Origin of the sequence: Nonomuraea sp. NPDC049607, from assembly GCF_040675375.1 — a bacterium.
GTDB lineage: Bacteria > Actinomycetota > Actinomycetes > Streptosporangiales > Streptosporangiaceae > Nonomuraea.
Genome location: NZ_JBFAOV010000005.1, coordinates 202,094 through 226,488 on the forward strand (window position 1 = coordinate 202,094; position 24,395 = coordinate 226,488).

The 24,395-nt window shown below is 73.8% G+C and carries 21 protein-coding genes; 14 read left to right on the top strand and 7 right to left on the bottom strand.

Annotation, left to right across the window (positions count from 1 at the left end; genetic code table 11):
- Positions 1 to 14: 14 nt before the first annotated feature.
- Positions 15 to 1,013 carry a helix-turn-helix domain-containing protein gene (locus AB0J97_RS12960; RefSeq protein ID WP_364087764.1) on the bottom strand — a complete coding sequence of 333 codons (999 nt, stop codon included), beginning with the start codon at positions 1,011 to 1,013 and terminating at the stop codon, positions 15 to 17.
- 151 nt (positions 1,014 to 1,164) lie between these two features.
- Between AB0J97_RS12960 and AB0J97_RS12965 the strand changes: the two genes are divergently transcribed.
- Positions 1,165 to 4,122, top strand: coding sequence for a S8 family serine peptidase (locus tag AB0J97_RS12965; RefSeq protein WP_364087766.1), 2,958 nt, complete (start codon positions 1,165 to 1,167; stop codon positions 4,120 to 4,122).
- On the opposite strand, the gene AB0J97_RS12970 is transcribed toward AB0J97_RS12965, so the two are convergent.
- Entirely contained in the window at positions 4,115 to 4,819 is a 705-nt protein-coding gene (locus tag AB0J97_RS12970; RefSeq protein WP_364087768.1) for an SDR family NAD(P)-dependent oxidoreductase, read from the bottom strand. The two genes, AB0J97_RS12965 and AB0J97_RS12970, sit on opposite strands and share 8 nt — an antisense overlap.
- On the opposite strand from AB0J97_RS12970, the gene AB0J97_RS12975 reads away from it, so the two are divergent.
- The 3 genes from AB0J97_RS12975 (at position 4,809) to AB0J97_RS12985 (ending at position 7,104) form a co-directional block, all read left to right on the top strand.
- A complete protein-coding gene (locus AB0J97_RS12975; protein WP_364087770.1) occupies positions 4,809 to 5,366 on the top strand; it encodes a LysR substrate-binding domain-containing protein in 558 nt (185 codons plus the stop codon). The two genes, AB0J97_RS12970 and AB0J97_RS12975, sit on opposite strands and share 11 nt — an antisense overlap.
- 26 nt (positions 5,367 to 5,392) lie before the next feature.
- Entirely contained in the window at positions 5,393 to 6,085 is a 693-nt protein-coding gene (locus tag AB0J97_RS12980) for an HAD-IA family hydrolase (RefSeq protein ID WP_357696925.1), read from the top strand.
- Positions 6,086 to 6,228: 143 nt separating this feature from the next.
- A complete protein-coding gene (locus tag AB0J97_RS12985; RefSeq protein ID WP_364087773.1) occupies positions 6,229 to 7,104 on the top strand; it encodes a hypothetical protein in 876 nt (291 codons plus the stop codon).
- A gap of 89 nt (positions 7,105 to 7,193) precedes the next feature.
- On the opposite strand, the gene AB0J97_RS12990 is transcribed toward AB0J97_RS12985, so the two are convergent.
- The 4 genes from AB0J97_RS12990 to AB0J97_RS13005 all read right to left on the bottom strand — a co-directional run bounded on the left by AB0J97_RS12990 (position 7,194) and on the right by AB0J97_RS13005 (position 11,010).
- Positions 7,194 to 8,765 carry a bifunctional NAD(P)/FAD-dependent oxidoreductase/class I SAM-dependent methyltransferase gene (locus AB0J97_RS12990; RefSeq protein ID WP_364087775.1) on the bottom strand — a complete coding sequence of 524 codons (1,572 nt, stop codon included), beginning with the start codon at positions 8,763 to 8,765 and terminating at the stop codon, positions 7,194 to 7,196.
- Between the two features lie 112 nt (positions 8,766 to 8,877).
- The gene (locus tag AB0J97_RS12995) at positions 8,878 to 9,333 is read right to left on the bottom strand and encodes a VOC family protein (RefSeq protein WP_364087777.1); all 456 of its coding nucleotides are present in this window, start codon (positions 9,331 to 9,333) and stop codon (positions 8,878 to 8,880) included.
- Between the two features lie 26 nt (positions 9,334 to 9,359).
- Positions 9,360 to 9,683 carry a hypothetical protein gene (locus AB0J97_RS13000; protein ID WP_364087779.1) on the bottom strand — a complete coding sequence of 108 codons (324 nt, stop codon included), beginning with the start codon at positions 9,681 to 9,683 and terminating at the stop codon, positions 9,360 to 9,362.
- A gap of 226 nt (positions 9,684 to 9,909) precedes the next feature.
- Positions 9,910 to 11,010, bottom strand: a complete 1,101-nt coding sequence (locus AB0J97_RS13005) for an alkene reductase (RefSeq protein ID WP_364087781.1) — start codon at positions 11,008 to 11,010, stop codon at positions 9,910 to 9,912.
- Between the two features lie 123 nt (positions 11,011 to 11,133).
- On the opposite strand from AB0J97_RS13005, the gene AB0J97_RS13010 reads away from it, so the two are divergent.
- The 10 genes from AB0J97_RS13010 (at position 11,134) to AB0J97_RS13055 (ending at position 23,830) form a co-directional block, all read left to right on the top strand.
- Positions 11,134 to 14,325, top strand: coding sequence for a BTAD domain-containing putative transcriptional regulator (locus AB0J97_RS13010; protein WP_364087783.1), 3,192 nt, complete (start codon positions 11,134 to 11,136; stop codon positions 14,323 to 14,325).
- Between the two features lie 187 nt (positions 14,326 to 14,512).
- On the top strand, positions 14,513 to 15,622 hold the full coding sequence (locus AB0J97_RS13015) for a S1 family peptidase (RefSeq protein ID WP_364087786.1): 1,110 nt from the start codon (positions 14,513 to 14,515) through the stop codon (positions 15,620 to 15,622).
- 268 nt (positions 15,623 to 15,890) lie between these two features.
- The gene (locus tag AB0J97_RS13020; RefSeq protein ID WP_357696912.1) at positions 15,891 to 16,901 is read left to right on the top strand and encodes a hypothetical protein; all 1,011 of its coding nucleotides are present in this window, start codon (positions 15,891 to 15,893) and stop codon (positions 16,899 to 16,901) included.
- Positions 16,898 to 18,007, top strand: coding sequence for an FAD-dependent oxidoreductase (locus tag AB0J97_RS13025; protein WP_364087788.1), 1,110 nt, complete (start codon positions 16,898 to 16,900; stop codon positions 18,005 to 18,007). The genes AB0J97_RS13020 and AB0J97_RS13025 overlap by 4 nt, the downstream gene beginning before the upstream one ends.
- A gap of 22 nt (positions 18,008 to 18,029) precedes the next feature.
- A complete protein-coding gene (locus tag AB0J97_RS13030) occupies positions 18,030 to 19,166 on the top strand; it encodes a hypothetical protein (RefSeq protein ID WP_357696908.1) in 1,137 nt (378 codons plus the stop codon).
- 31 nt (positions 19,167 to 19,197) lie between these two features.
- A complete protein-coding gene (locus tag AB0J97_RS13035) occupies positions 19,198 to 20,409 on the top strand; it encodes a cytochrome P450 (protein WP_364087791.1) in 1,212 nt (403 codons plus the stop codon).
- 190 nt (positions 20,410 to 20,599) lie between these two features.
- Positions 20,600 to 21,889 (top strand): cation:proton antiporter, encoded by a 1,290-nt coding sequence (locus AB0J97_RS13040; protein ID WP_364087793.1) that lies wholly within the window; start codon positions 20,600 to 20,602, stop codon positions 21,887 to 21,889.
- A 39-nt stretch (positions 21,890 to 21,928) separates the two neighbouring features.
- Positions 21,929 to 22,477: a GNAT family protein gene (locus tag AB0J97_RS13045; protein ID WP_357696902.1), complete on the top strand. Its 549-nt coding sequence runs from the start codon at positions 21,929 to 21,931 to the stop codon at positions 22,475 to 22,477.
- A gap of 76 nt (positions 22,478 to 22,553) precedes the next feature.
- Positions 22,554 to 23,009, top strand: coding sequence for a transcriptional regulator (locus tag AB0J97_RS13050; protein ID WP_364087795.1), 456 nt, complete (start codon positions 22,554 to 22,556; stop codon positions 23,007 to 23,009).
- 8 nt (positions 23,010 to 23,017) lie between these two features.
- The gene (locus AB0J97_RS13055) at positions 23,018 to 23,830 is read left to right on the top strand and encodes a class I SAM-dependent methyltransferase (RefSeq protein ID WP_364087797.1); all 813 of its coding nucleotides are present in this window, start codon (positions 23,018 to 23,020) and stop codon (positions 23,828 to 23,830) included.
- Here the strand turns inward: AB0J97_RS13055 and AB0J97_RS13060 are convergent.
- Positions 23,818 to 24,384 carry an RDD family protein gene (locus AB0J97_RS13060; RefSeq protein WP_364087799.1) on the bottom strand — a complete coding sequence of 189 codons (567 nt, stop codon included), beginning with the start codon at positions 24,382 to 24,384 and terminating at the stop codon, positions 23,818 to 23,820. The genes AB0J97_RS13055 and AB0J97_RS13060 overlap by 13 nt on opposite strands.
- Between the last annotated feature and the right edge of the window lie 11 nt (positions 24,385 to 24,395).

The window sequence follows — 24,395 nt, forward strand, 5'->3', positions numbered from 1 at the left end:
GCGGCGAGATGGGATCAGAGCCAGCCGCGGGCGGCCGCCTCCGCGCCCGCCTGAAAACGGCTGGTCACGCCGAGGCTCTCCACCACGGCGGCGATCTTGCGGGTGGCCGTCCTGGCGCTGACGCCGAGGTGGCGGCCGATGGCCTCGTCCTTGAGCCCGGCGTTGAGCAGGCGCAGCACCAGCAGGTCCGCCTCCGCCGGGCGTTCCTGCGCCGCCTGCGGCAGCCCGGCCAGTGGCCGGCCGCGCTCCCAGTAGACGTCGAACAGCTCGACCAGCGCGTCCAGCAGCCGCGAGGGGTGCAGCAGCGCGATGTTGTCGTAGACGCCGTCCACCAGCGGGAACAGGCCGATCCTGCGGTCGGCGATGCGCAGCTTGAACGGCAGGTGGGCGACGAACCGGGAGCGCTCGCCCTCCTCGGCCAGCCGGATCAGCGTCTCCAGGCGGCCGGGCCGGTCCAGGGACTCGGCGCAGTAGACCACGCGGATGTCCACGCCGCGCGCCAGCAGCTGCCGGGTGCCGTCCAGCTCCGACTCGTTGGTGTCGTGGGAGTCGTCGGGGCGTCCCACGTACGGGGGGCGGTCGACGCCGAGCAGCTCCACGCCGACCGTGCGCTGGAGCTCGGTGATCACCCGCTTGACGGCCTCCTCCCCGGCCAGCACCTCCACGATCCCGGCGGGCCCGGAGCCCATCCGGCCGGAGTGGTAGAGCTGGGTGAAGTCCGACACAACCGTCCTGACCGCCGCGAGCCGTGCCTCGGTCTCCAGCCTCCGGCGGTCCAGCAGCCACTCGATCGCGGCCTCCGGGGGCACGGCGTCGTACCGGCCGGGTCCGGTGCGGCGCAGCAGCCCGGCGTCGGCCAGACGGGCCAGCGCGGGGCGCACCCGGGCGGCGCCGACCTCCAGCGCGGCCGCGGCCTCGGCCGTGCGCAGGCCGGGCCGGCGCAGCAGCAGCCGGTACAGCCGCTCGTCGAAGTCCGACAGGCCCACCGCGCCGAGCACCGACCCGTCCCCCAAGAAGCACCTTCCAAAATGTCGTTTTTGGTCATGTGGCCGAAAATGTCAGCACTATATCTCGACATCGATCTCCACTGGCCGCTTGACTCCATGACGGCCCTCCGGTGATCCTCCCCGGACGGGTGACCAGGCTCGCCCCCCTTGAGGAGCAATGTCCCGCAACACCCGCGTTCACCGCGTCCTGGCGCTGGCCGCCGCGCTGGCGGTCACCGCCGCCGTCCCGGCAGTGGCCCGCCCCGCGGCGGCGTCCACGCCGCCCGCCGCCCCCTCCCCCGGCCCGTCCCCCTACGTCGTCACCCTGACCGAGTCGCCCCTGGCCACCTATGACGGCGGCGTGACCGGCATCGCGCCCACCAAGGGCGGCAAGGGCAGGAAGGTCGACACCACCAGCGCCCACGCCAAGCGCTACCGCGACCGCCTGACCGGGCGGCAGGACGAGGTGGCCCGCAGTGTCGGCGCGTCCGCCACCTCCCACCACGTGGTGGCCTCCAACAGCTTCACCGCCGACCTCACCCCCGCCCAGGCCCTGCGGCTGCACGCCGCCCAGGGCGTGCTGTCGGTCACCCCGGACGTCCTGCACAAGGCCCTGGACGACCGGAACTCCGCCGACTTCCTGCGCCTGTCCGGCGACCGCGGCCTGTGGGCCGCGCTCGGCGGCACGGCCAAGGCGGGCAAGGGCGTGGTCGTCGGCGTCGTCGACACCGGCATCTGGCCGGAGAACCCGTCCTTCGCCGGCCCGGCCCTCGGCACGGAACCGCCCGCCGGCGCCGACCCGTACCGGCCCTACCTCAAGGACGGGGCCACGGTCATGAACAAGGCCGACGGCTCCACGTTCACCGGCGTGTGCCAGACCGGCGAGCGCTTCACCGCCGACCTGTGCAACGGCAAGCTGATCAGCGCCCGCTACTTCGGCGAGCAGTGGCTGCGGTACAACCCGCCGGAGCAGCGCGACGACTTCGCCTCCCCGCGCGACGCCCAGGGGCACGGCTCGCACACCGCCGGGACCGCGGCGGGGAACAACGGCGTCCCGGCCGCCGCGGGCGGCATCGACTTCGGCACGGTCTCCGGCGTCGCGCCGGGCGCGGCGATCGCCGTCTACAAGGCCCTGTGGCAGGGCAAGAACGGCGGCACGACCGGCGGTTACAGCTCCGACCTCATCGCGGCCATCGACCAGGCGGTGGCCGACGGCGTGGACGTGATCAACTACTCGATCGGCAGCGAGATGTCGGAGTCGGCCGCGGACGACCCGATCCAGCTCGCCTTCCTCGCCGCCGCCCAGGCCGGCGTCTTCGTCTCGACCGCGGGCGGCAACTCCGGCCCCGACGCCTCCACGCTGGACAACACCGCGCCCTGGACGACGACCGTCGCCGCCGGCACGATCGCGCCCCGCCGGGGCGAGGTCCGGCTCGGCGACGGCTCCGCCTACCGCGGCATCAGCACCTCCGTCGTCGCGCCGGTCGGTCCCAAACCGCTGGTCACCGCCGTGTCGGTGAAGGCCGGCCCGGCCGCCGACGCCGACGCCGAGGTGTGCGCGGCCGGCTCGCTCGACCCGGCCAGGGCCGCCGGGAAGATCGTCTACTGCGCGCGCGGGACGACCCCCCGCGTGGAGAAGTCGGCCGAGGTCAGGCGGGCCGGCGGCGTGGGCATGGTGCTCGGCAACCCGACCGTCCAGTCCACCGACGCCGACCTGCACGCCGTGCCGACCGTGCACGTGGACGCGCCCGACGCCGGGAAGATCGCGGCGTACGCGGCCACGCCGGGCGCGACCGCCACCCTGCTCCCGGCCCCCGCCGACGGCGTGGCCTACCCCGAGGTCACCAGCTTCTCCTCGCGCGGCCCCGCCCTCTCCGCCAAGGGTGACCTGCTCAAGCCGGACATCACCGCCCCCGGCTCGGCGATCCTGGCCGCCGTGGCGCCTCCGGGCAACGACGGCAAGGACTTCGACTTCTACTCCGGCACCTCGATGGCCACCCCGCACATCGCCGGCCTGGCCGCCCTCTACCTCGGCCGGAATCCGCGGATGTCGCCGATGGCGATCAAGTCGGCCATGATGACCACCGCGTACGACACCAGGACCCCGGACGTCTTCGCCCAGGGCGCCGGCCACGTGGACCCGTCCCGCATGTTCACCCCCGGCCTGGTCTACGACGCCGGGGCCGCGGACTGGTACGGCTTCCTGGAGGGCCTCGGGGTCGCCACCGGCACCGGCGTCAAGCCGCTGGCCGCCTCCGACCTGAACTACCCGACGATCTCGGTGGGCGAGCTGTTCGGCTCCCGCACGGTCACCCGCCGGGTGACGGCGCTGACGCCGGGCGTCTACCACGCCTCGATCGAGCTGCCCGGGTTCAAGGCCAAGGTCAAGCCGTCCACGCTGGTGTTCAAGGAGGCCGGTCAGGCCAAGGAGTTCACCGTCACGCTGGAGACGCTGCCCGAGGCCACCGGGGACACCGTGAGCGGGCACCTCACCTGGACCGGCGCGGGCACCAGCGTGCGCAGCGCGGTCGTGGCCACGCCGCTGAGCGCCAAGGCGCCCGCAGAGGTGCGGGGCACGGGCGCGGCCGGTTCGCTGTCGTTCGAGGTGACGCCGGGGCTGCGGAAGTTCCAGGTCACCCCGTACGGGCCGGTCTCGGGCGAGGAGCGGCCGGGCACGGTCAGCCAGGACGAGATCATGGGCCGCGAGATCCCGGTCACGGTGCCCGAGGGCGCCAAGGCCGTCGCGTTCCGCATCAAGGCGGTCGACCCGGAGGCGCAGGTCGGCGGCCTGCTTCTCTACGAGGGCAAGGGCGGGCGCGAGTTCGAGTCGTGGGTGTCCGCCCCGGACGGCGACCACCGCGCGGTGCTGTCCCGCCCCCGGCCCGGCCGGCACACCCTGCTCGTGCTCTCCCTCGGGGACCTGCCGGGGACCACGTCCACGGCGTTCACCACGCAGGTCGACATCGTGGAGCCGGGTCACGAGCGCGGCGCGCTCACCGTCACGCCGGCCAGGCCGAAGACGAGCGCCGGCACGCCGTTCACGCTGACCGCGTCCTGGACGGGGGCGACGCCGCGGGTCAACACCGGCTACGTCGAGTACCCCAACGGCAGCGGGACGATCGTCACGATCAACTAGCCGCCCGCCGCCCCGGCCGCCACGGGAGAACCTGTCCGAACCGGACGAGTTCCCCGTAGTGGCCGGGGTCCACCGGGCCGAGGGCCAGATCGAGCAGGGGGACGGCGGCCCGCTCCGGCGAAGGGGCGCCGCTGACGTCCCACCAGAGGCCGGACGTCGGCGTGTTGATCATCCCCGGGCAGACGGCGGCCAGCAGGATCCCGCGGCTCGCGTCCTCGTCCCGCCGCTGCCCGGCCAGGGCCCGCACCGCGGCCACCTGTGCGATCTTCGACGGGATGTTGACGAATCCCGGCCAGGCCTGGGCGCGGGCGCTGCCGTCCTTGACCGCGTCACGCCAGGCGGCCACCTGCGCGTCCACCTCCTCCAGGCTCTCCAGCCCGTCGAAGCGATCGTGCAGGACGGGCGCCAAATGGTTCAGCGTGCCCAGCGAGCTGACGACGACGAGGAGGCGGCCGCCGTCCCGCAGCAGCGGCGCCAAGGCGCGCAGCAGCCGGGTGGTGCCGAAGTTGTTCACCTCGGTGTAGGCGTCGATGAGCCGGCGCATGTCGTCGTCCGGGCCGACGCGCATGACCGCGTTGCCGATCACGACGTCCACGCCGCCGTGCCGCTGGCTCAGCAGGCCGGCCAGCTGGGCGGCGGCCTCGGGGTCGGCCACGTCGAGCAGTTCGCCGCGTACGCGGGCGCCGGTGGCGGGCATCGCCGTCACCGGCCGCGAGGACGGCAGCTCGGCACTGGTCCGCGCGCTGCGAGCCGGCACACTGGACGTGGCCCTGCTCAGTTCGGCGCCGCCCTTCCGCGCCCCGGACGCCGAGACGCCGGCGCTGGAGATCGAGATCCTGGCCGAGCGCGGCCTGCGCGTCGCCGTCCCCGCCGGGCACCCGCTGGCCCGGGGGGAGTACGTGGACGTCGCCGACCTGCACGGCCGTCCCTGGATCGCCGGCCCGGCCGCCGCGGCGGGCGAGAGCCCCACCCTGGGCGTGTGGCCGGGCCTGGACGAGCGTCCCGAGACGGTGCTCGTCGCCCGCGACTGGCTGGCCAAGCTCGCCCTCGTCGCCGCCGGCTGCGGCCTGACCACGGTGCCGGCGTCGATGGGCCCGGCCGTGCCGGAGGGCGTACGGGTGCTGCCGGTGCGGGGCGGGCCGCGCGAGCAGCGCCGGCTGCTGCTGGCCCGTCTTCCCGGCCCCGTCCCCGGCCCGGTCGCGCACCTCGCGGGCGCGTTGCGCGCCGCCGCCGTCGGCTCCTGACGCGGCCGCCGGTTATGGTGTGGCCTGTGATCCGTTCCGTGGTGGTTGATGTCGACGACACGTTGTGCCTCACCGAGGCCGCGTGCTTCGAGCTGGAGAACGAGGTCCTGGCGCGCCTCGGCCGAGGGCCCATGTCCAGGGCGGTGCACGTGGCGACGTGGGGCCGGCCGCTGCACGAGGCGATGCCGCTGCGCTCGCCCGGCCTCGACCTGGCCGCCTACCTCCCCCTGCACCACGCCGTGCTGCGCGAGTACGTGGCGGCCGGGCTGGTCGACGTCGTCCCTGGCGAGAACCTGCGCGTGATCGACGAGCTCAACGCGGCCGGGCGCGCGGTCATGCTGCTGACCTCCCGCACCGAGGCCGAGATGGAGCACCTGATGGCGCCCGGCCACGTGCTCGACGGCCGGATCGCGGCCGTCTACCACGCCGACAACACCCGTTTCGGCAAGCCCGACCCGCGCGCCTTCGACGAGCTGCTGGCCGTCACCGGCCTGGCCCCCGGCGAATGCCTCTACGTGGGCGACTCACCCACCGACGCCCAGGCGGCCACCGGCGCCGGGCTGCGGTTCGTGGCCTGCATGCAGAGCGGGCTGCGCGAGCCCGCCGACTTCGCCCCGCACCCCGTCGACGCCTTCATCGACGCCTTCCCCGACCTGGCCGTCACCGTCGCCCTGTTGGAGGAGGCCGCGCGCGGCCCGCTGACGACGGCCCTCGACTAAGGGCGCGGGTCGCAATATCCCAATTGACCCGCTTTTGTGTTTATATCCGATAAGTCATATGCGTAACGCTTATCCGCCCCGGGGATGACCAGGCCAGCTAATCGCCACTCATTCACCATGAGTCCGATCCGGGGGATATTTCAATGCAGGCAATCAGGGCTTATCAGTTTATCGGGGGCGTCTTTCTCTCGGCCGCCGCATTCGCGGCCGGAACACCCGCGGCCAGTGCGACGGTCGCCGTCGTACCGTGCGCCGGGCCCGCGCTGATCAACGCGATCAACGGCGCCGCGCCCGGCGCCACGCTTTTCCTGACACCCGGCTGCACCTATGTCCTGAACAACTCGACCGGCCCCCTCCCGCCGATCAACAAGCCGCTCACCATCCATGGCCAGAACGCCACGATACAGCGCGACCCGGCGGCGGCCCGGTTCCGTCTGTTCACCGTCAACAGCAACTTCAACCTCGACCGGGTCAGGCTGACGGGAGGCGACGCGACGACCTCCACAGGAGGGTTCGGCGGGGCCGTCGCGGTCAACAGCGGTACCACGAACCTCGATCGGGTGCTCATCCAGTACAACACCGGCACCCTCTCCGGCGGCCTCGGCGGCATCGGGGGAACCGTCGTCAACGTGTCGAACAGCAATATTCTGAATAACTCCGCGCACAGGAACGGCGGAGGCGCGGCCACCGACGGAAGAATGACCTTCACCAACAGCCTTCTCACCGACAACCGCGCCGGAGAAAGGGGTGGCGGAATCGCTGGCGACGGAATTCTCACCATAATCCGGAGCACCATCAACGACAATTCGGCCGGCATCGCCGGTGGCGGTGTGGCGAACATCGGTCCCGGCACCGCGACGATCAGCCGCAGCGTGATCGACAACAACCGCGCGGGCGGCGCGCCCGGAGGGATCGACAACGAGGGCGCCCCCGGCTCGGTGACGCTGACGGCCTCGGTGGTGCGCGGCAACACCCCGACCAACTGCTCGCCCACACCCGTTCCCGGCTGCGTCAACTAGCCGTGTCCCGGTGATGGCCGCACGAGGAGGTCTGCGGTAGCCGGTTCGCCGGAGACCTCCTCGTCTCGCGCGTCCGGCGTCCGCATCGGTCAGCGGCGCCGGATCCTCAGCACGTTGTCGGTGCGGACGGCCTGCCCGCCGCCCGGGGCGGCCTGGACGCGCGCGAACTCCTCGGCCCGCAGCACCTCCCACTCCCCCTCGGCGAGTTCCAGCGCGTCGAGCACCTGCTCCGGGGTCGGCAGGTGGACGCCGGGGTGGGCGTCCGGGTCCCACGGCGGCGGGCCGGCGTGCCCGATCACCAGGAGCTGGCCGCCGGGCGCGACGGCCGCGGCGGCGGCGCGCAGGACCTTCTCGCGCGACAGCTCGGCGGGCGAGTGCAGGTAGCTCGCGGTGACCAGGTCGTACTCGCCCTCGGGGAAGGACTCGGCCAGGTCGTGGCGCTGCCAGTCGATGAGCTCGGCCACGCCCTCGTCCGCGGCGTGGGCGGCGGCGCGGGCCAGGGCCACGCCGGAGACGTCGGCGGCGGTGACCCGCCAGCCGCGGCGGGCGAGCCACACGGCGTCCGCGCCTTCGCCGCAGCCCAGCTCCAGCGCGGTGCCGGGCGTCATGTCCGCGATCTCCTCGACCAGGCGCGCGTTGGGGTCGCCGCTCCAGATCCGTTCGGACTGCCCGTAGCGGTCGTCCCAGAACCGCTCGCCGGAGACGGGCGCGCCGGTGTGGGCCGCCAGGGCGCGGCGGGTCTCCTCCTCGATCAGGTCGGCGTTGATCGCCGCCGCCGCCCTGACGCCCGCCGCCGCGGCCCCGATGACGTTCTCGCCCAGGTTGGCCACGTTCCCGGCCACCCACACGCCGGGGACGCCGGTCGCGCCGGTCGGGTCGGCGGGCACGTGGGCGCCCATGACGTGCCCGTTCATGAGCTGCTCGGCCGTCTCGACGCCGAGCCCGGCCAGCAGACCCGAACGGGCGACGAAGCGCGGGGCGACGACGAAGGCCCGGCACGGGACGACGTCGCCGTTCTCCAGGGTGACGCCGGTGAGCGGGCCGGAGTCCGGCGACAGGCCGGCGATCGGCCCCTCGACGACGGTGACGCCACGCGCGGCCAGCCTGGCCAGGTCCTCCTCGCCGGGCGGCGGGGCCGTGTGCGTGAAGAGGGTCACGTCGGCGCTCCACTGCCGCCACAGCAGCGCCTGATGCGCGGCGATCGAGCCGGCGGCCAGCACGCCGATCGGCTGGTCGCGCACCTCCCACCCGTGGCAGTACGGGCAGTGCAGCACCTCCCGCCCCCACCGTTCGGCCACGCCGGGCAGGTCGGGCAGCTCGTCCACCAGGCCCGTGGTGACCAGCAGCCGGTCCGCGACGACCGACGACCCGTCCGCGAGCCGTACGCGGAAACCGCCGGCGTCCAGGCGTTCGGCCGACACGGCGGCGCCGGTGACGATCTCGCCGCCGTACCCGGTCACCTCGTCGCGGCCGGCGGCCAGCAGATCGAGCGGCGGGACGCCCTCCCGGCCCAGGTAGGTGTGCACGCCGTCGGCCGGGGCGTTGCGCGGCCGGCCCTCGTCGATCACCAGCACCCGGCGGCGGGCCCGGCCCAGGGTCAGGGCCCCGCTCAGCCCGGCGGCCCCGCCGCCGACGACCACCACGTCGTACTTCTCGTCCATCGCGTTCCTCCAGTACGTGCCGAAGGCACACTGTGCGTCGCGCGCGACGAGGTTGACAAATGCCGTTGCCGAAATGGCAACCGGCCGCCCCACCGCCGGGGTGGGCCGGTGGTCAGGAGGTGCCGAAGCCGTCCAGCTTCTCCCGCTCCTCCGAGGTGGCGAGCTCCTGGAAGACGGTGATGTGCAGCCCGGCGGGCGCGTCGAGGCGGGAGTTGAGCGACTGCCAGGGCGTGAGGGTGGGCGGGGCCACCTCGGCCGCGCCGGCCGACACCAGGCGGGCGGTGGTCTCACGGGAGTCGTCCACCTCGAACGCGACCCGGAGCTTGGGCGCGACCTGCCGCCCCACCTCGACGTCGTCGATCATCTTCTTCTGGGCCGGGTTCGCGATCTCCAGCGTGGCCCGGCCCGCGTCGAGGATGGCCACGCGGGCGCCGTCGCCGGAGGAGTAGGCGGCCTCCTCGGGCAGGCCGAGCACGTCGCGGTAGAAGGTCAGCGCCGCCTCGTAGTCCTCCGCCTCGACGACCAGCCGGAGCTGTCGGACGGCCGGGACGTCGGGCTGGTCGTTCATGGGTTCTCCTCATCAGGTACGGACGATCACCCGGCCCAACCCGCGCACGCGCCCGGAAATTCCGCCACAGGTCTCCGGCGTGTCCAGGGGCCGGGCGGACGACCGGTCAGCCGGCGGCGAGGGCCTTGACCAGGTTCGTCGAGGACGACGCCGGCGGCCGGCGGGGCGCCGCGGGTGCTCCAGACCGAGCCGTTCACCGACACCACGTGCCCGGCCTCGACCGCCTTCAGCTCCTTGACCGCGGGCGTCTGCCTGACCTCGTCGAACGTCTTCTCGCCGTCGGCGGTCAGCGTGGAGACGAACAGCCCTTCGCCGTCGATGTCCGACAGCGCCTCCAGGCTGAGCGGCACGGAGTGGGCGGCCGCCGTCCAGCTCGGCCGGGGCCCTGAGCACCGCGGCGGCGTAGGCGGCCGGCTCGGGCCCCCGCCTGCTCCACCAGGGGGCGGCGGAGGATGGGGATCGGCGATGTCACCGCAGGTCAGGGGCAGGAAACGAAGAAGGCGGCGCGGTCGCGGCCCGAAGGCACGCGGCCACGCCGCCGGTCGTGCGCGCAGGAGGCACGCTGAGGTCGGATCATCAGGTCAGGGCGGGGACGCGCAGCGCCGGGTAGTCGGTGTAGCCGGTGTGGTCGCCGCCGTACCAGTGCTCGGCGCGGACGGGGTTGAGCGGGGCGCCGGCGGCGAACCGTCCGGGCAGGTCGGGGTTGGCCAGGAAGGCCCGCCCCAGCGAGACCAGGTCGGCCCCGGCGTCGAGCAGCCGTTCCGCCTCGCGCAGGCCGCCGTCGGCGGGCAGCGGGCCCGGCCACGGCTGGGCCGGGTTGGCGATCAGGGCGCCCGGCCACGCGCCGCGCAGCCGCCGGTACAGGGGCTGGTCGGGCTTGGCCCACACCAGGTGCAGGTAGGCCAGCCCGGCGCCGGACAGCTCCTCGACGAGCGCCGGATAGAGCAGGTCCGTGTCGCTCTCGCTCATCCCCGCCCCGGGGAACCCGGGCGACAGCCGCAGCCCCACCCGTTCCGGCCCGACGGCGGCGGCGACCGCGCGCACCACCTCGACGGCGAAGCGCATGCGGCCCGCGGGCGACCCGCCGTAGGCGTCGGTGCGGTGGTTGGTGCCGTCGGCCAGGAACTGGTGGATGAGGTAGCCGTTGGCGCCGTGCACCTCGACCCCGGCGAACCCGGCGTCCACGGCCCGGCGCGCGGCGGCGGCGAAGTCGGCCACGGTGGACTCGATCTCGTCGAGGCCCATCTCCCTCGGCACGACGGCCGGGCGGTTCCCGCCGGGGGTGGCGACCGGCTCGGGCAGGGGCAGCGGGGAGGGCGCGACGGGCGTCAGGCCGCTGGTGGCGGGGTGGCCGATCCGGCCGCCGTGCTGGAGTTGCACGAACATCCGTCCGCCCGCCTCGGCCACGGCCCCGGTGACCCGCCGCCAGCCGGCCACGTGCCTGGGCAGGTGCAGGGCGGGGATGTTCGGGTAGGTCTGGCCGACGGCGTTGGGCGTGGTGGCCTCGGCGATGATCAGCCCGGCGGCGGCCCGCTGGGCGTAGTACTCGGCCATGAGGGCGGTGGGCGTGCCGTCGGCGGCGGCGCGGTTGCGCGTCATCGGCGCCATCACCAGGCGGTTGGGCAGGCTCAGCGGGCCGAGCATCGTGGGCTGGAACAGGGGTGACGTGCCGGACATGGTGGCGCTCCGATCTGTGCGGGGTGGATCTCCGTGACTCGTGACCGACTCTGCACCCGGGCGCTGCGGGAATCCTGACGGTCCGCTGACGGTCCTCCTCCGGCGCGTGTGTACGGTTCTCGCATGCGGTTCGCAGTGCTCGGCCCGCTCGCCGTGTGGGACGACGAGGGGAGGCCCGTCAAGATCGTCGAGAGCAAGGTCAGGGCTCTGCTCGCCGACCTGCTCGTGCACGAGGGGCGGCCGGTGTCGGCCGACCGGCTCATCGACGACCTGTGGGGCGCCGAGCCTCCGGAGCGGGCGGGCAACGCGTTGCAGGCCAAGGTGTCACGGCTGCGCGCGGCTCTGGGGCGTGACCGGGTGCCGTACCAGGCGGCGGGGTACCGGCTGCGGCTGGAGCCGTCCGACGAGGTGGACGCGGCGCGCTTCCGCTCCCTGGTCGCGCCGGCCGGTCCGGCCGCGGGTCCGCGGGAGCGGGCCGCGCTGCTCACCGAGGCGCTGGGGTTGTGGCGGGGACCGGCGTTCGCGGACGTCGCCGACGAGGAGTTCGCGCGGGGCGCGGCGCGGCGGCTGGAGGAGCAGCGCCTGTCCGTGCTGGAGGAGCAGGCCGAGGCGCGGCTGGCGGCGGGCGACCACCTCCTGCTGGCCGGCGAGCTGGCCGGGCTGGTGGCCCGCCATCCGCTGCGGGAGCGCCTGCGCGCCGTCCAGCTCCGGGCCCTGTACGTGGCCGGGCGCCAGAGCGAGGCCATCGCCTCGTACGCGGACCTGCGCGACCGGCTCGCCGACGAGCTGGGCGTCGATCCCGGCCCCGCCCTCACCACCCTCTTCGAGGCCATCCTCCGGCAGGACCCCGCCCTCCTCGCCGGGACTCCCGCCCCCGCCGAAAGCGGTACGGCCCCCGACGGGGAGGCGCGGACGAACCTGCCGGCGCCGCTCGGCGACCTCGTGGGACGGGACGCGGCCACGGCCGAGGTGCGACGGCTGCTGAGGGCCGGACGACTGGTGACGCTGACCGGTCCCGGCGGTGTCGGCAAGACCCGGCTGGCCCTGGAGGCCGCCCGTGGAGCCGCCGCCTCGCCCGAGGAGGGGCCGGCCGAGGAGTTCGGTGACGGGGTGTGGCTGGTGGAGCTGGCCGGGTGGCGTGGTGGCGCCGACGACCTGGCCCAGCACGTCGCCGCCGTACTCGGCCTCCGCGACGACGCCACCCCGGCGTCCGGCGCGGACGCGGCGCCCGTCTCCGGCGGGGACGCGGCGGGAGGAGCGGCGGGGGCGCGGGTGGCCGGTGCGCTGCGGCGGCGCGAGCTGCTGCTGGTGCTGGACAACTGTGAGCACGTCGTCGAGGCCGCCGCGAGCCTGGCCGGTGGCCTGCTGGCCGCCGCGCCCCGGCTGCGGGTCCTGGCCACCGGCCGCGAGCCGCTGGACCTGGCCGGCGAGCGGGTGTTCGTGGTCGAGCCGCTGCCGGAGGCCGACGCGGTCAGGCTGTTCGTCGAGCGCGCCGCCGCGTCCGCGCCCGGTTTCTCCCCCGCCGACGACGAGACCCGGGAGCTGGTGGCCGCCGTCTGCCGCCGCCTCGACGGCCTGCCGCTCGCGCTCGAACTGGCCGCGACCCGCGTCCGGGGGCTCGGCGTACGGGAGCTGGCGGCGCGGCTGGAGGACCGGTTCGCGGTGCTCACGCGGGGGCGTCGCGGCGCGCCGGAGCGGCAGCGCACGCTGCGCGCGGTGATCGACTGGAGCTGGGAGCTGCTGAGCACGCCCGAACGCGTCGTGCTGCGCCGCCTGGCCGTCCACCGCGACGGCTGCACGCTGGAGGCCGCCGAGGAGGTGTGCCCGGGTGACGGCGTCGCCGCCGACGAGGTGCTCGACCTGGTGACCCGGCTGGTCGACCGTTCGCTCGCCGTCATGACCGACGGCCCGGCGGGTCCCCGGTACGGGTTGCTGGAGTCGGTGGCCGCGTACGCGCGGGAACGCCTGCGCGAGGCGGACGACCTCGACGAGACGCGCGAGCGGCACCTGCGGTACTACACGGCCCTGGCCGAACGCGCCGAGCCCGCCCTGCGCGGCGCCGGGCAGCGGGAGTGGCTGGCCCGGCTCGACGCCGAGTCCGCGAACCTGCGCGCGGCGCTGGAGGAGGCGGCCGGGCGCGGGGACGCCGTCCTGGCCGACCGTCTGGGGTGCGCCCTGTCGTGGTGGTGGTTGTTGCGCGGCCGATTGCACGAGGGCCGCCGCAGCCTGGCACGGGTGTGCGCGCTCGCCCCCGGGTCGGCCGGCGCGCGGGTGGCGCACGCCGCGTTCACGCTGCTGACCGGGGGCCGTCCCGAGCCGGTGCCGCTCGGCGACCTCTCATCCAGCGGCGCGGCCGTGCCGGGGCGGGTGGTCTGGTTGTACGCCTACGCCCTGTTCAACGCCGGCGACCTCGACACCGGCGCGCTCGACCTGGCGGCCGCGTCCGAGGACCCCTGGACCACCGCCGCCACGCTCAGCCTGCGCGCCATGCACGCGCTGCTCGACGGCGACCTGGCCGCGGCCGCCCGGCACGCCCGGCGTGGCGCGGAGCTCTTCCGCGAGCTCGGCGACCGCTGGGGCGAGCTGCAGACGGTGCCGCCGCTGTCGGCGGTCGCCGAGATCCGGGGCGACTACGCCGAGGCCGCCCGGCTGCAGGAGGACGGGCTGCGCATCGCCGAGGACCTGGGCCTGGCGAACGAGCTGTCGGCCCGCCGATCGGGCCTCGGCCGTCTGGCGCTGCTCGCCCACGACTGGGAGCGCGCCCGCGACCTGCACGAACGCGCCAGAGACCAGGCCGCCCGGCACGGCCACGTCTACGGGGAGGTGCACGCGGTGATGGGCCTGGCGCTGGGCGCCCGGCGTTCGGGCGACCTCGACGCCGCCGAGTCCCACCTCGTCCGCCTGCGCGACGTCCACCCCTCCTCTCCGGCGGGCGAGCACCTGGTCCACGCCGAGCTGGGGTTCGTGGCCGAGCTGCGCGGAGACCACGGTTCGGCCGCCGACCGCCACCGCCGGGGCCTGGAGCTGGCCCGCTCGGCCGGGGAGCCGCGGGCCGTCGCGCTCTCGCTGGAGGGGCTGGCCGGCGCGGCGGCGCTGGCCGGGGACGCGGGGCGGGCCGCGCTGCTGCTCGGCGCGGCCGACGGGCTGCGCGGGAGCGTGGGCGCTCCACTGCCGGCGGCCGAGCGCGGCGACGTCGAGAGGATCACCGCGTCCGCCGTCGCGACGCTGGGTCAGGACGCGTTCGCCGCGACGTTCCTACAGGGCGTAAACAACTTTGTTGACATCGCCGAAAATACCGAAACGAACTTTTCATGAGTCCTGCTCGGGCCGGTGCGATCTCATTTTCCAGGGCGTCAGGCCAGGTCAGTGACCTGCAGGGGGTGGTGACGCTCCTTCCCTGGTCTCTTACTGACGGTCAAAAAATCAGTATGACAGCCCCTTGCCCTCCTTAGGGATTTTGTTCATATTTGCGGGCAAGTCACCCCACCCTCAGGAGGCTCCAGTGAGCATCCATGGCTTACGGATCCGGCGCGCCGCACTGATCGTCGCCACCACCGGACTCCTCACCGGCGCGGTCACGGGCGTACCCGCCCAGGCATCGCCCGCGCCGGCCCAGCCCGCCGCCGACCCGGCCGCCGCCGCGGCCAGGCTGGAGGGGCAGCTCGGCGCCCGCACCGCCGGCTCCTACTTCGACCAGGCACAGGGCAAGATGGTGGTCACCACCACCGATCCCGCCGACGCGCAGGCCATCGCCGCCTCCGGCGCCGTGCCTCGTGTCGTGTCCCGCAGCGGCCCCTCGCTAGAGGCCATCATGTCCTTCCTCGACCGCACGGCCGCCGTCCCCGGCACCGCGTGGGCCGTCGACCCGGCCTCCAACCAGGTCGTCGTCTGGGTGGACAGCACCGTCGCGAGCACCGCTCGCACCAAGGTCCAGATCGCGGTCCAGCAGGCCAACACCCAGGCGGCCGCCGCGCAGGGGCAGAGCGCCGAGGCGGCCACGCCCGCCGTGCGCGTGGAGAACGAGCCCGGCACGTTCAGCCTCTTCATCCAGGGCGGCGACGCGATCTACGGCGGGCAGTACCGGTGCTCGCTGGGCTTCAACGTGGTCAGCGGTTCGACCTACTACTTCCTGACCGCCGGCCACTGCGGCAACATCGCGTCCACGTGGTACTCCAACTCCGCGAAGACCACGACCCTGGGCAACACGACGGGCTCCAGCTTCCCGGGCAACGACTACGCGATCGTCCGCTACACCAACACCAGCATCGCCCACCCGGGCGGCGTGGACCTCTACAGCGGCTCGCGTGACATCACCAGCGCGGGCAATGCCTACGTCGGCCAGTCCGTGCAGCGCAGCGGCAGCACGACCCACGTGCACAGCGGCTCGGTGACGGCGCTCAACGCCACCGTGAACTACGCCGAGGGCACCGTACGCCAGATGATCAAGACGAACGTCTGTGCCGAGGGCGGCGACAGCGGCGGCGCCCTGTTCTCCGGCGGCATCGCGCTCGGCCTGACCTCCGGCGGCAGCGGCAACTGCACCAGCGGCGGGACGACCTTCTTCCAGCCGGTCACCGAGGCGCTGAGCGCCTACGGGGTGAACATCTTCTGATCGCCCGGCCCGTGACACGGGTAGGACGATCTCACGTGCGGGCCGCGTCCAGGCGCGGCCCGCACGTTCACGTTAAAGAACCTGTACAAACCAGACAAAACACCCTAATGTTGGCATCGCCCCAGTCGGAAACGACTGGGGCGCCAAACTTCTCCCGCCGGCGCGCGCGACGACCGCCCACGGCCCCTTCCCCCGGACATCCCTCCCCTCCGGGCGTCGTACGACCCCCTCAATTACGCGTCGTAACGGCTGTGTTACTGTCCGCGTTATGAACAAATCGGCCACTGAGCGGCAGATCGAAATCCTCTGGCCCACCATCGGCGTATCGGTCACAGCAGACCTCGACGGACGCAACCGCGACCTAGCCGACGCGTTGTGGCAGACCCTGCCCTATCGCAGCCTGCAAGGCCACGCCCTCGTGGCGGGCCACCACCTCTACCACCTGGCCCCGATGCCCGAGTTGCTGCACGTCCCGGGCGTCCACAAGATCGACCGGAGGATCGCGCCGGACGGCTCGGTGTTCTGCTCCCGCCTCCAGCACCTCGGCATCAAGTACGGCCCGCTGAGCGAGCCGATGCCCGCCACGCCCATCGGCACCGTCCGCGAGGAGGACCTCGACGCGCTCGCCGAGGCCGGGCAGGCGGTGTGGCAGTCGGTGTACTCCGGCGGCGAGCCCGTGATCGTCGAGGTCCGCAGGGCCGGCGACGGCGGCGGCCACCAGCTGCGCCGCCCTACGGCCCGGCACGCCGAGGCCGACCAGCTCCTCGCCGAGCTGCACGACGAGATCGAGCGCATCTGGCTCGACCCGCCCCAGGAGCTGGTCGACCTGCACGAGGGCCGGATCGCCTCGGGCGCGGGCAGCTTCGGCACCACCCTGACCACGATGCTGTTCGTCAACGGCGAGACCCGCCCGCTCGGCTACTGCTGCTACTCCGGCCTGGTCAGGGCCGCCCAGCAGCAGCAGCTCCCGCTGGAGTTCCTGCAGCAGATGGCGCGCATCATGGCCGCCACCCCGGCCGAGTTCCTCGGCTACTGCGGGCTCAACAAGCTGCACCAGTTCACCGAGCGCGCGCTGGAGATCACCGACCAGCTCCAGGACCGCGAGGACTTCGTCGCGCTCATGAGCCACATGGCCCTGTACGTCAACTGCCTGGGCGCCTGGAACCTCCAGCTCTTCCCCTGGCAGGTGGACGAGCACCTGCGCGCGGACGGTTCGGTGGCCCCGGTCACCGGCCCGATGCTGACTCCGTTCAAGGGCGGGACGGTGGCCCCGGCATGAGCCAGGCCGACCAGGCCGAGGTGGTGGTCATCGGCGGCGGGGTGATCGGGCTGTCGATCGCGGCCCACCTGGCCGAGGCCGGGATCGAGACCATCGTGCTGGAGCGCGACGACCTGGCCTCCGGCGCCTCGCGGGCCACCGCGGACGTGCTGCGCGCCTACTTCTCCGGCGACCCGGTCAGCTCGGCGATGGCGGTGCGCAGCCTGTCGGCCTATCACTCGTTCCCGAGCTGGCCCGGCACCGAGCTGCCGATGCGGCAGGTGGGCTACCTCGTGCTGTTCACCGAACGGGAGCAGGTGAACAGGTTCGAGGCCGAGCTGCCGGCGCAGCGGGCCGCGGGCGTGGACGTGTCGCTGATCGGCGCGGAGGAGGCCCGGCGGCTCAACCCGCTGGTCGAGGAGCCGTCGCTGCTGGCGGCCGCGTGGTCGCCGCAGGCGTTCGTGAGCGACACGGCCGCCATCGTGCAGGCGTACGCGGAGGGGGCGGCGCGGGCGGGGGCCTCGCTGCGCACCGGCTGCGCCGTCACCGCCGTCGACCCGGCCACCGGGCGCGTCGAGACCGCGGACGGCACGTTCACCGCGCAGGCGATCGTGTGCGCGGCAGGGGCCTGGTCGGGCTGGATCGCGTCGGCGGCGGGCGTTGACCTGCCGCTGACCGGTCCGGCGGTGCAGGAGCTGCTCACCACCGGCCCGCTGCCCGAGGTGCCCGACATGCCGGTCACCCTGCACGCCGCCAGCGGGCTGCTGATCCGCCGACGCGGCGACCGGATCCTGATCGGCATGGGCAACCCCGGCACCGACCGGGACGCCTGGTTCGTCAGGGCCAGGGAACAGCTCGCCACCACCTACCCCGGCCTGGACCTGTCCGGGCTGGAGACGGCGGTGCGCGGCCCGCGGGACGCCAGCCCCGACCGGTCGGCCTTCATCGGCCGGCTGCCCGGATCGCCGGCGTTCCTGTACGCGACCGGGTTCTCCGGCCACGGGCTGTGCAACGCCCCGGCGGCCGGGGAGCTGGTCCGCGACCTGTATCTGGGCAACGACCCGGCGGACGCGTTCGGCTTCGACCCGGCCGCGCTGTCGGCCGGCGCGCGGCGGCTCTCACGCTGAACCGCGCTGGGGGGAGACAACGATGACCACGAATCCGTACGCCACTTCACCCTTCGGCTACGCGGCCGAACCGACGGCCGCGCCGTACTCGATCGTCGAGCTCATGCCCGGCGCCCGCAACCTGGTGCACTACCTGCGGGTGGCGCCGGGCGAGCGGGTGCTGGTGCTGGCCGAGCACACCGTCGATCCGGTCGTCGTCCAGGCCATCGCGGCCGCGGCCGCCTACCGGGACGCCGACGTGCACATCCTGTCGGTGGCGCCGTTCAGCCCCGGCGGATGGGACAGCGGGGCCGGGCACCACGTCGAGCGGGCCGCCGTCGGGGCGTCGGACGTGGTCATCGCCTGCACCTGGTGGGGCGAGGTGCACACCGCGCCGCTGTTCTTCGACGAGATCGCTGCCCTGCCGGTCAGGTTCGCGTCCCTGCACATGAGTGCCACGGCGGGCGCGCTGCTCACCGGCGCCCGCCTGCCCAACGAGGTCTTCTACGCCCTGGCGCACCGCACGCTGGAGAAGCTGGGCGCGGCCGCGAGGATCCGGGTCACCTCGACGGCCGGCACCGACCTCACGCTGTCCGGGCTGACCCTCATGCCGGACGCCGAGCCGCCGGGCCCCGGCCAGTGGCGGCCCTTCCCGTACGGGGGCGTCAACTTCTGGCCCGCCGACACCGAGGGCGTGCTCGTCGTCGAGGACTCCACGGTCACCGGCGTGCCCGAGGAGCCGCTGAGCGTCATCCTGGCCGGCAACGTGGTGCAGAAGATCGAGGGCGGGACGTCCGCCGATCGGCTGCGCCGCTTCTCGCCCGGCGGCTACTACCTGCGGCACGCGCTGATCGGACTGAACCCGAAGGTGCGGGTGGCCGGCGGCACCCAGTTCGAGCGGGAGAAGCACGCCGGCGCGTTCTACTGCGGGCTCGACGCGCTCACCGACGGCGTGGCCGTCACCACCGCGCCCGGCCACGCCCACTGCGACTGCCAGGTCGACCGGCCCACCCTGTACGCCGACGACGAGCCGCTCGTCCTCGACGGCCGGCTCCTGCTGCTCGACGACCCGGAGATCCGCCGGGTGGCCGAGCGCTTCGGGCCGCCGGACGTGATCCTCGACGACAACCCGGTCATGGTCCTGCCCCGCCGCTTCAGCGGGGCGGCGTCGAGCCGATGACCGCCGAACGTACAAGACAGACAGGATGACCATGGATCCCGAGTTCGTTCTCGACCCGGCCACCCTTGACCTGCACGCGAGCGACGAGCGGCTGCGCCGGGCCGGGCCGCTCGTCCCCGTACTGGTCGAGGGGGTGCGGGCCTGGGCCGCCGTCAGCCACTCGACGCTGGAGGCGGTGCTGTCGCACCCGGCGATGACGCGCGACATCCGCTACTGGGACCCCGAGGCCCGCGCCGCGGCGCCGGAGGGCACGTCGCTGATGCGGCTGGTCACCGACGCGTCCATGCTCAACGCCGACGGCGAGGAGCACCGGCGGCTGCGCGGCCCGCTGGTCAAGCTGTTCAGCGCGCGCCAGGTGCAGCGGATGGAGCCGTGGATCACCTCCATCGTCGGCGACCTGCTGGAGGACCTGGCGGCCCGGCCGCCGGGCGAGCCGGTCGACCTGCGGGCCGAGTACGCCTACCCGCTGCCGTTGCGCGTCATCGTCGAGATGCTGGGCGTCCCCGACGGCCTCCGGGAGCGCCTGCGCGAGCTGACCGACCAGGTGGTGCAGCTCGACCGGTGCCCGCCGGACGGCCCGCAGGGACGCAGGGCGCTGTTCGACCTGGTCGCCGAGATCATCGAGCTGCGGCGCGGCACGCCCGGCGAGGACCTGACCACCGAGCTGATCGCGCTGCACGGGCAGGGACGGCTGGACGACGCCGAATTGCAGGACACCGTGCAGGTGCTGCTGATCGCCGGCCACGTGACGACCATCAACCTCATCGCGCACGCCGTCCGCGCCCTGCTGGGCCGGCCCGAGCAGCTTGAGCTGCTGCGCTCGGGGGCCGTGCCGTGGAGCGCGGCCGTGGAGGAGGCGCTGCGCTGGGAGTCGCCCAACGCCTACTTCCCGATGCGCTACGCCATGGAGGACCTGGAGATCGAGGGCGTCCGGCTGCGGGCTGGCGAGGCGGTGCTCGCCTGTTTCTCCGCCGCCGGGCGCGACCCCGAGCGGTTCGGCGAGAACGCCGCCGACTTCGACGTGACCAGGCCGTCCGTGCCGCATCTCGCGTTCGGGCACGGGCCGCACTTCTGCCTGGGCGCGCCGCTGGCCCGGTTGCAGGCCGAGGTCGCGCTGCCGGCCCTGTTCGCGACGTTCCCCGGCATGCGGGCCGCCGGGCCGCTGGACGACCTGCCGCGGCTCACCTCGCTGCTGGACAACGGCGTGCGCGCCCTGCCGGTGCTGCTCGGGCCGCGCGCCTGAGCCGCATCCCGTCCGGTTTATCCGAGATTGCGCATCTTCGAGGGGCGCCTTCTCAGAGAGTGCCGCATCCGGACGGGTCCGTTGCGGCGGCTGCGCCGGGTGTTTTTAGCTGAATGTCCAGGCTCGGGAACCGGATCGACCCCAGGGGATATTCATGCAGACGCCCATTGCCCCCATAGGCGCGCACAGCATGCTCGTGTTTCTGCTCCAGATCGCAGTGATGCTCGCGCTCGCCCTGGGACTCGGGTCGCTGGCGGCCCGGTTCCGGCTGCCCGCCGTGGTGGGCGAGCTGTTCGCCGGCGTGCTGCTCGGGCCGTCGATCCTGGCGCACGTCGCGCCGGACCTCCAGCGCTGGCTCTTCCCCGCCGACCCCGGCCAGTTCCACCTCCTGGACGCCGTCGGGCAGATCGGCGTGCTGCTGCTGGTCGGGCTGACCGGCATCCACATGGACCTGAACCTGGTTCGCCGGCGGGCGGCCACCGCGGCCGGGATCAGCGCGGGCGGCCTGATCATCCCGCTCGGGCTCGGCATCGCCACCGGGTTCCTGCTGCCCAGGGCCATCGTCCCCGACGGCACCGACATGACGGTGTTCGCGCTGTTCATGGGCGTGGCGATGTGCGTGAGCGCGATCCCCGTGCTGGCCAAGACGCTGATCGACATGCGGCTGCTGCACCGCAACATCGGCCAGCTCACCCTCACCGCCGGAATGATCGACGACGCGTTCGGCTGGTTCATGCTCTCGATCGTCAGCGCCATGGCCGTCAACGCGGTCACCACGGGCACCGTGCTCACCTCGCTGGCCTACCTCGTGGCCATCGTCGTGCTGGCCCTGACCGTCGGGCGTCCGCTGGTGCGCGGCGCGATGCGGCTGGCGGCCAGGTCGCCGGAGGCGGGCCCGACGGTCGGGACGGCGATCGTGCTCGTCGTCCTGGCCTCGGCCGGGACGCACGCGCTCGGCCTGGAGTCGGTCTTCGGCGCGTTCGTGATGGGCATGCTGATCGGCAGCGCGGGCCGGGTGGACCCGGCCCGGCTGGCGCCGCTGCGCACGGTGACGCTGTACGGCTTCGCCCCCGTCTTCTTCGCCACCGCCGGGCTGCGGATGGACCTGACCGCGCTGACCCGCCTGCCGGTGCTGCTGGCCGGGCTCGCGGTGCTGGCCGTCGCGATCGTCGGCAAGTTCGTCGGCGCGTACGCCGGCGCCCGGCTGAGCCGGCTCAACCGCTGGGAGGCCCTGGCCCTGGGCGCCGGGCTCAACGCGCGCGGCGTGATCGAGGTCGTGGTCGCCATGGTCGGCCTGCGGCTGGGCATCCTGAGCGTGGAGGCGTACACGCTGGTGGTGCTGGTCGCGATCGTCACCTCGCTGATGACCCCGCCCATCCTGCGCGCGGCGATGTCCCGGGTGGAGCAGACCGCCGACGAGGAGATCCGCGAGACGGCCCACCGGGCCTGGACCACCACGGGCAGCAGCACCTCCGCCTGACCGGCCGGGATCTCCCCCACAGCCCCTAGTGTTGACCGCATGTCCGAAATGCCATCGCGGGTCGAACTGCGCCCGCTCACCCTCTCCGACCAGGACGAATTCTGCTCGCTCGTCCGGGCCAGCGCCGCGCTGCATCTGCCATGGATGCAGCTGCCCTCGACCGCGGAGGGGTTCCGTGCCTGGATGCACCGCTTCGACGACGGCCTCAACCTGGGCTTCCTGATCCGCGTCCGGGAGACCGGAGCCGTCGCGGGAACGGTGAACATCAACTCGATCATCCGGGGCCGCTACCAGGGCGCGTCCGTCGGCTACGCGGCCTTCGCGCCGTCCGCGGGGCGGGGGTACATGACGGAAGGGCTCACCCTCACCCTTCGGCACGCCTTCACCGACCTGCGGCTCCACCGCCTGGAGGCCAACATCCAGCCGGGGAACGAGGCGTCCCTGGCGCTGGCCCGGCGGCTGGGCTTCCGCTACGAAGGGCTGTCGGCCGCCTACCTCTACATCGACGGCGCCTGGCGCGACCACGAACGCTGGTCCATCACCGCCCCCGCCCCCTGGACGCCCGACCCGTCCCTGCCGGAGGCATGAGCCTCCTTACGGCGTTGACATTGCTAGTTGTTTCAGTCAGAGTTGAAACAACTAGCAACGCGGACCGGAGGGGCCCATGAGCGCCGAGGAACAGCAGGACCGGCTGCTCCGATGGGTGGAGCGGGTGACCGCCTTCTGCGTCGAGGAGTGGGGGCTGCCCCCCATCACCGGGCGCATCCTCGGCTGGCTCATGATCTGCGACCCCGCCGAGCAGTCCGCCGGCCAGATCGCCGAGGCGATCCGGGCCAGCCGCGCCTCGCTCACCTCGAACATGCGCTTCCTCACCGCCATCGGCCTGGTCGCGAAGGTCCGCAGGCCCGCCGACCGCACCTCCTACTACCGCATCGAGGACGACGCCTGGCAGAAGGTCGTCCAGCGCAAGCTCGACAGCCTGAGCGCCTTCGGCGAGATCGCCGGCGAAGGGATCGGCCTCGTCGGCGGCGAGGGTCACCGCGCCGAGCGCATCAGGGCCGCCCACGACTCCCTGACGTGGCTGCAGGACCTCGCAGCTCGCCATCCGCCACGCCGTTAGGAACTCCCGTGCACCTCCTGCGCCCCGAACTCGGGCTGATCCAGGAAACGCTGCTGCTCACCCTCCACGCCAGAGCCCTGGACGCCGGGTCGCCCGGCGCGATCCTGGGCGACCGGCTCTCGGCCGAGCTGGCCGCCCGCATCGACTACGACTTCGGCAGGCTGAAGGTCAAGCCCGGCCTGGTCGCCACCACCGCGCTGCGCGCGAAGAAGCTCGACGACGCCGTCCGCGCCTTCGTCGCCGCCCGTCCCGGTTGCGTGGTGATCGACCTGGGCTGCGGCCTGGACACCAGGATGTGGCGGTGCGATCCCCCGCCGGGCGTCGACTGGTACGACGTCGACTTCCCCGAGGTGGTGGCCCTGCGAGCCGAGTGCCTGCCGGGCGGTTCGCACCTGGTGGGAGCCGATCTCACCTCGTCCGGCCGGCTCGCGGACGTCCCCGGCGACCGGCCGGCGATGATCGTCGCCGAGGGGCTGCTGCCGTTCATGCCCGGCGACTCCTTCGCGGCGATGGCCCGCGACCTGACCCGTCATTTCCCCTCGGGCGAGCTCGCGATCAACGGCTACACCCGCTTCGCTGCCTGGGCCATGAAGTACCACCCGAGCATCAAGGCGCTCGGCGTCAAGGCGGCCCAGGGCTTCGACGACCCCCGCGAGCCGGAGTCCTGGGGAGCCGGTCTCGAACTGGCCGAGGAGCAGCTCCTCGTCCGCGCGCCGGAGGTCGCCGGGTTCCCGCAGCCGCTTCGCGCGCTCACCCGGCTCACCGCCCTCAGCACGGCCCTGTCGCGGCAGGGCGCGCGCGTCCTGCGCTACCGGTTCTGACCGGCGGCCTCCCCCGGCCGCGTCCTGACGACCCGGGTGGCCGTCACGAGGTCGTGCAGGGCGGCCCGGTCGCGGCGGGCCAGCACCAGCACGATCGTGGCCCCGGCCAGCGCGTACGCCGCGACCAGCAGAGGCATGGCGACGGCCGACTCCTGGTCACGGGCCAGCCGGGACACCGCCATGTGGGCGCACTGCCACGGCAGCAGCTTGACCAGGCCGCGCGCCACGATCCGCGCCGCACCGGGCCGCCCGCCACCGGCCAGGACCACGACGAGCCCCGCCCGCCGCTTGCCCCACGTCGCCTGCCGCCGCCCCGCCTCCCCCAGGGTCAGGTACGTCAGCACAGGCAGCACGGACAGGGCGGTGATCAGCACATCGGTGCCCACCACGCCGAGCCCGTCGAACACCGCCGCCCCCGCCAGGCGCAGCGGGACGAACACCACGGCCAGCAGGACCAGCCAGGCGACGATCACCAGATAGTCCCAGCCCGCCGCCACCAGCCTCGGCCGTAACCCCACCCGGCCACCCCGCGTCCGCTCCCGCTCGTTCAGCACGCGTCGCCTCC

Coding starts and splice junctions, on each gene's coding strand:
- AB0J97_RS13045 (WP_357696902.1), top strand. CDS start 21,929: ATGTCCGAAATGCCATCGCGGGTCGAACTGCGCCCGCTCACCCTCTCC.
- AB0J97_RS13010 (WP_364087783.1), top strand. CDS start 11,134: ATGCGGTTCGCAGTGCTCGGCCCGCTCGCCGTGTGGGACGACGAGGGG.
- AB0J97_RS13035 (WP_364087791.1), top strand. CDS start 19,198: ATGGATCCCGAGTTCGTTCTCGACCCGGCCACCCTTGACCTGCACGCG.
- AB0J97_RS12965 (WP_364087766.1), top strand. CDS start 1,165: ATGTCCCGCAACACCCGCGTTCACCGCGTCCTGGCGCTGGCCGCCGCG.
- AB0J97_RS13020 (WP_357696912.1), top strand. CDS start 15,891: ATGAACAAATCGGCCACTGAGCGGCAGATCGAAATCCTCTGGCCCACC.
- AB0J97_RS13030 (WP_357696908.1), top strand. CDS start 18,030: ATGACCACGAATCCGTACGCCACTTCACCCTTCGGCTACGCGGCCGAA.
- AB0J97_RS13050 (WP_364087795.1), top strand. CDS start 22,554: ATGAGCGCCGAGGAACAGCAGGACCGGCTGCTCCGATGGGTGGAGCGG.
- AB0J97_RS12995 (WP_364087777.1), bottom strand. CDS start 9,333: ATGAACGACCAGCCCGACGTCCCGGCCGTCCGACAGCTCCGGCTGGTC.
- AB0J97_RS13005 (WP_364087781.1), bottom strand. CDS start 11,010: ATGTCCGGCACGTCACCCCTGTTCCAGCCCACGATGCTCGGCCCGCTG.
- AB0J97_RS13025 (WP_364087788.1), top strand. CDS start 16,898: ATGAGCCAGGCCGACCAGGCCGAGGTGGTGGTCATCGGCGGCGGGGTG.
- AB0J97_RS12990 (WP_364087775.1), bottom strand. CDS start 8,765: ATGGACGAGAAGTACGACGTGGTGGTCGTCGGCGGCGGGGCCGCCGGG.
- AB0J97_RS13040 (WP_364087793.1), top strand. CDS start 20,600: ATGCTCGTGTTTCTGCTCCAGATCGCAGTGATGCTCGCGCTCGCCCTG.
- AB0J97_RS12985 (WP_364087773.1), top strand. CDS start 6,229: ATGCAGGCAATCAGGGCTTATCAGTTTATCGGGGGCGTCTTTCTCTCG.
- AB0J97_RS12970 (WP_364087768.1), bottom strand. CDS start 4,819: ATGCCCGCCACCGGCGCCCGCGTACGCGGCGAACTGCTCGACGTGGCC.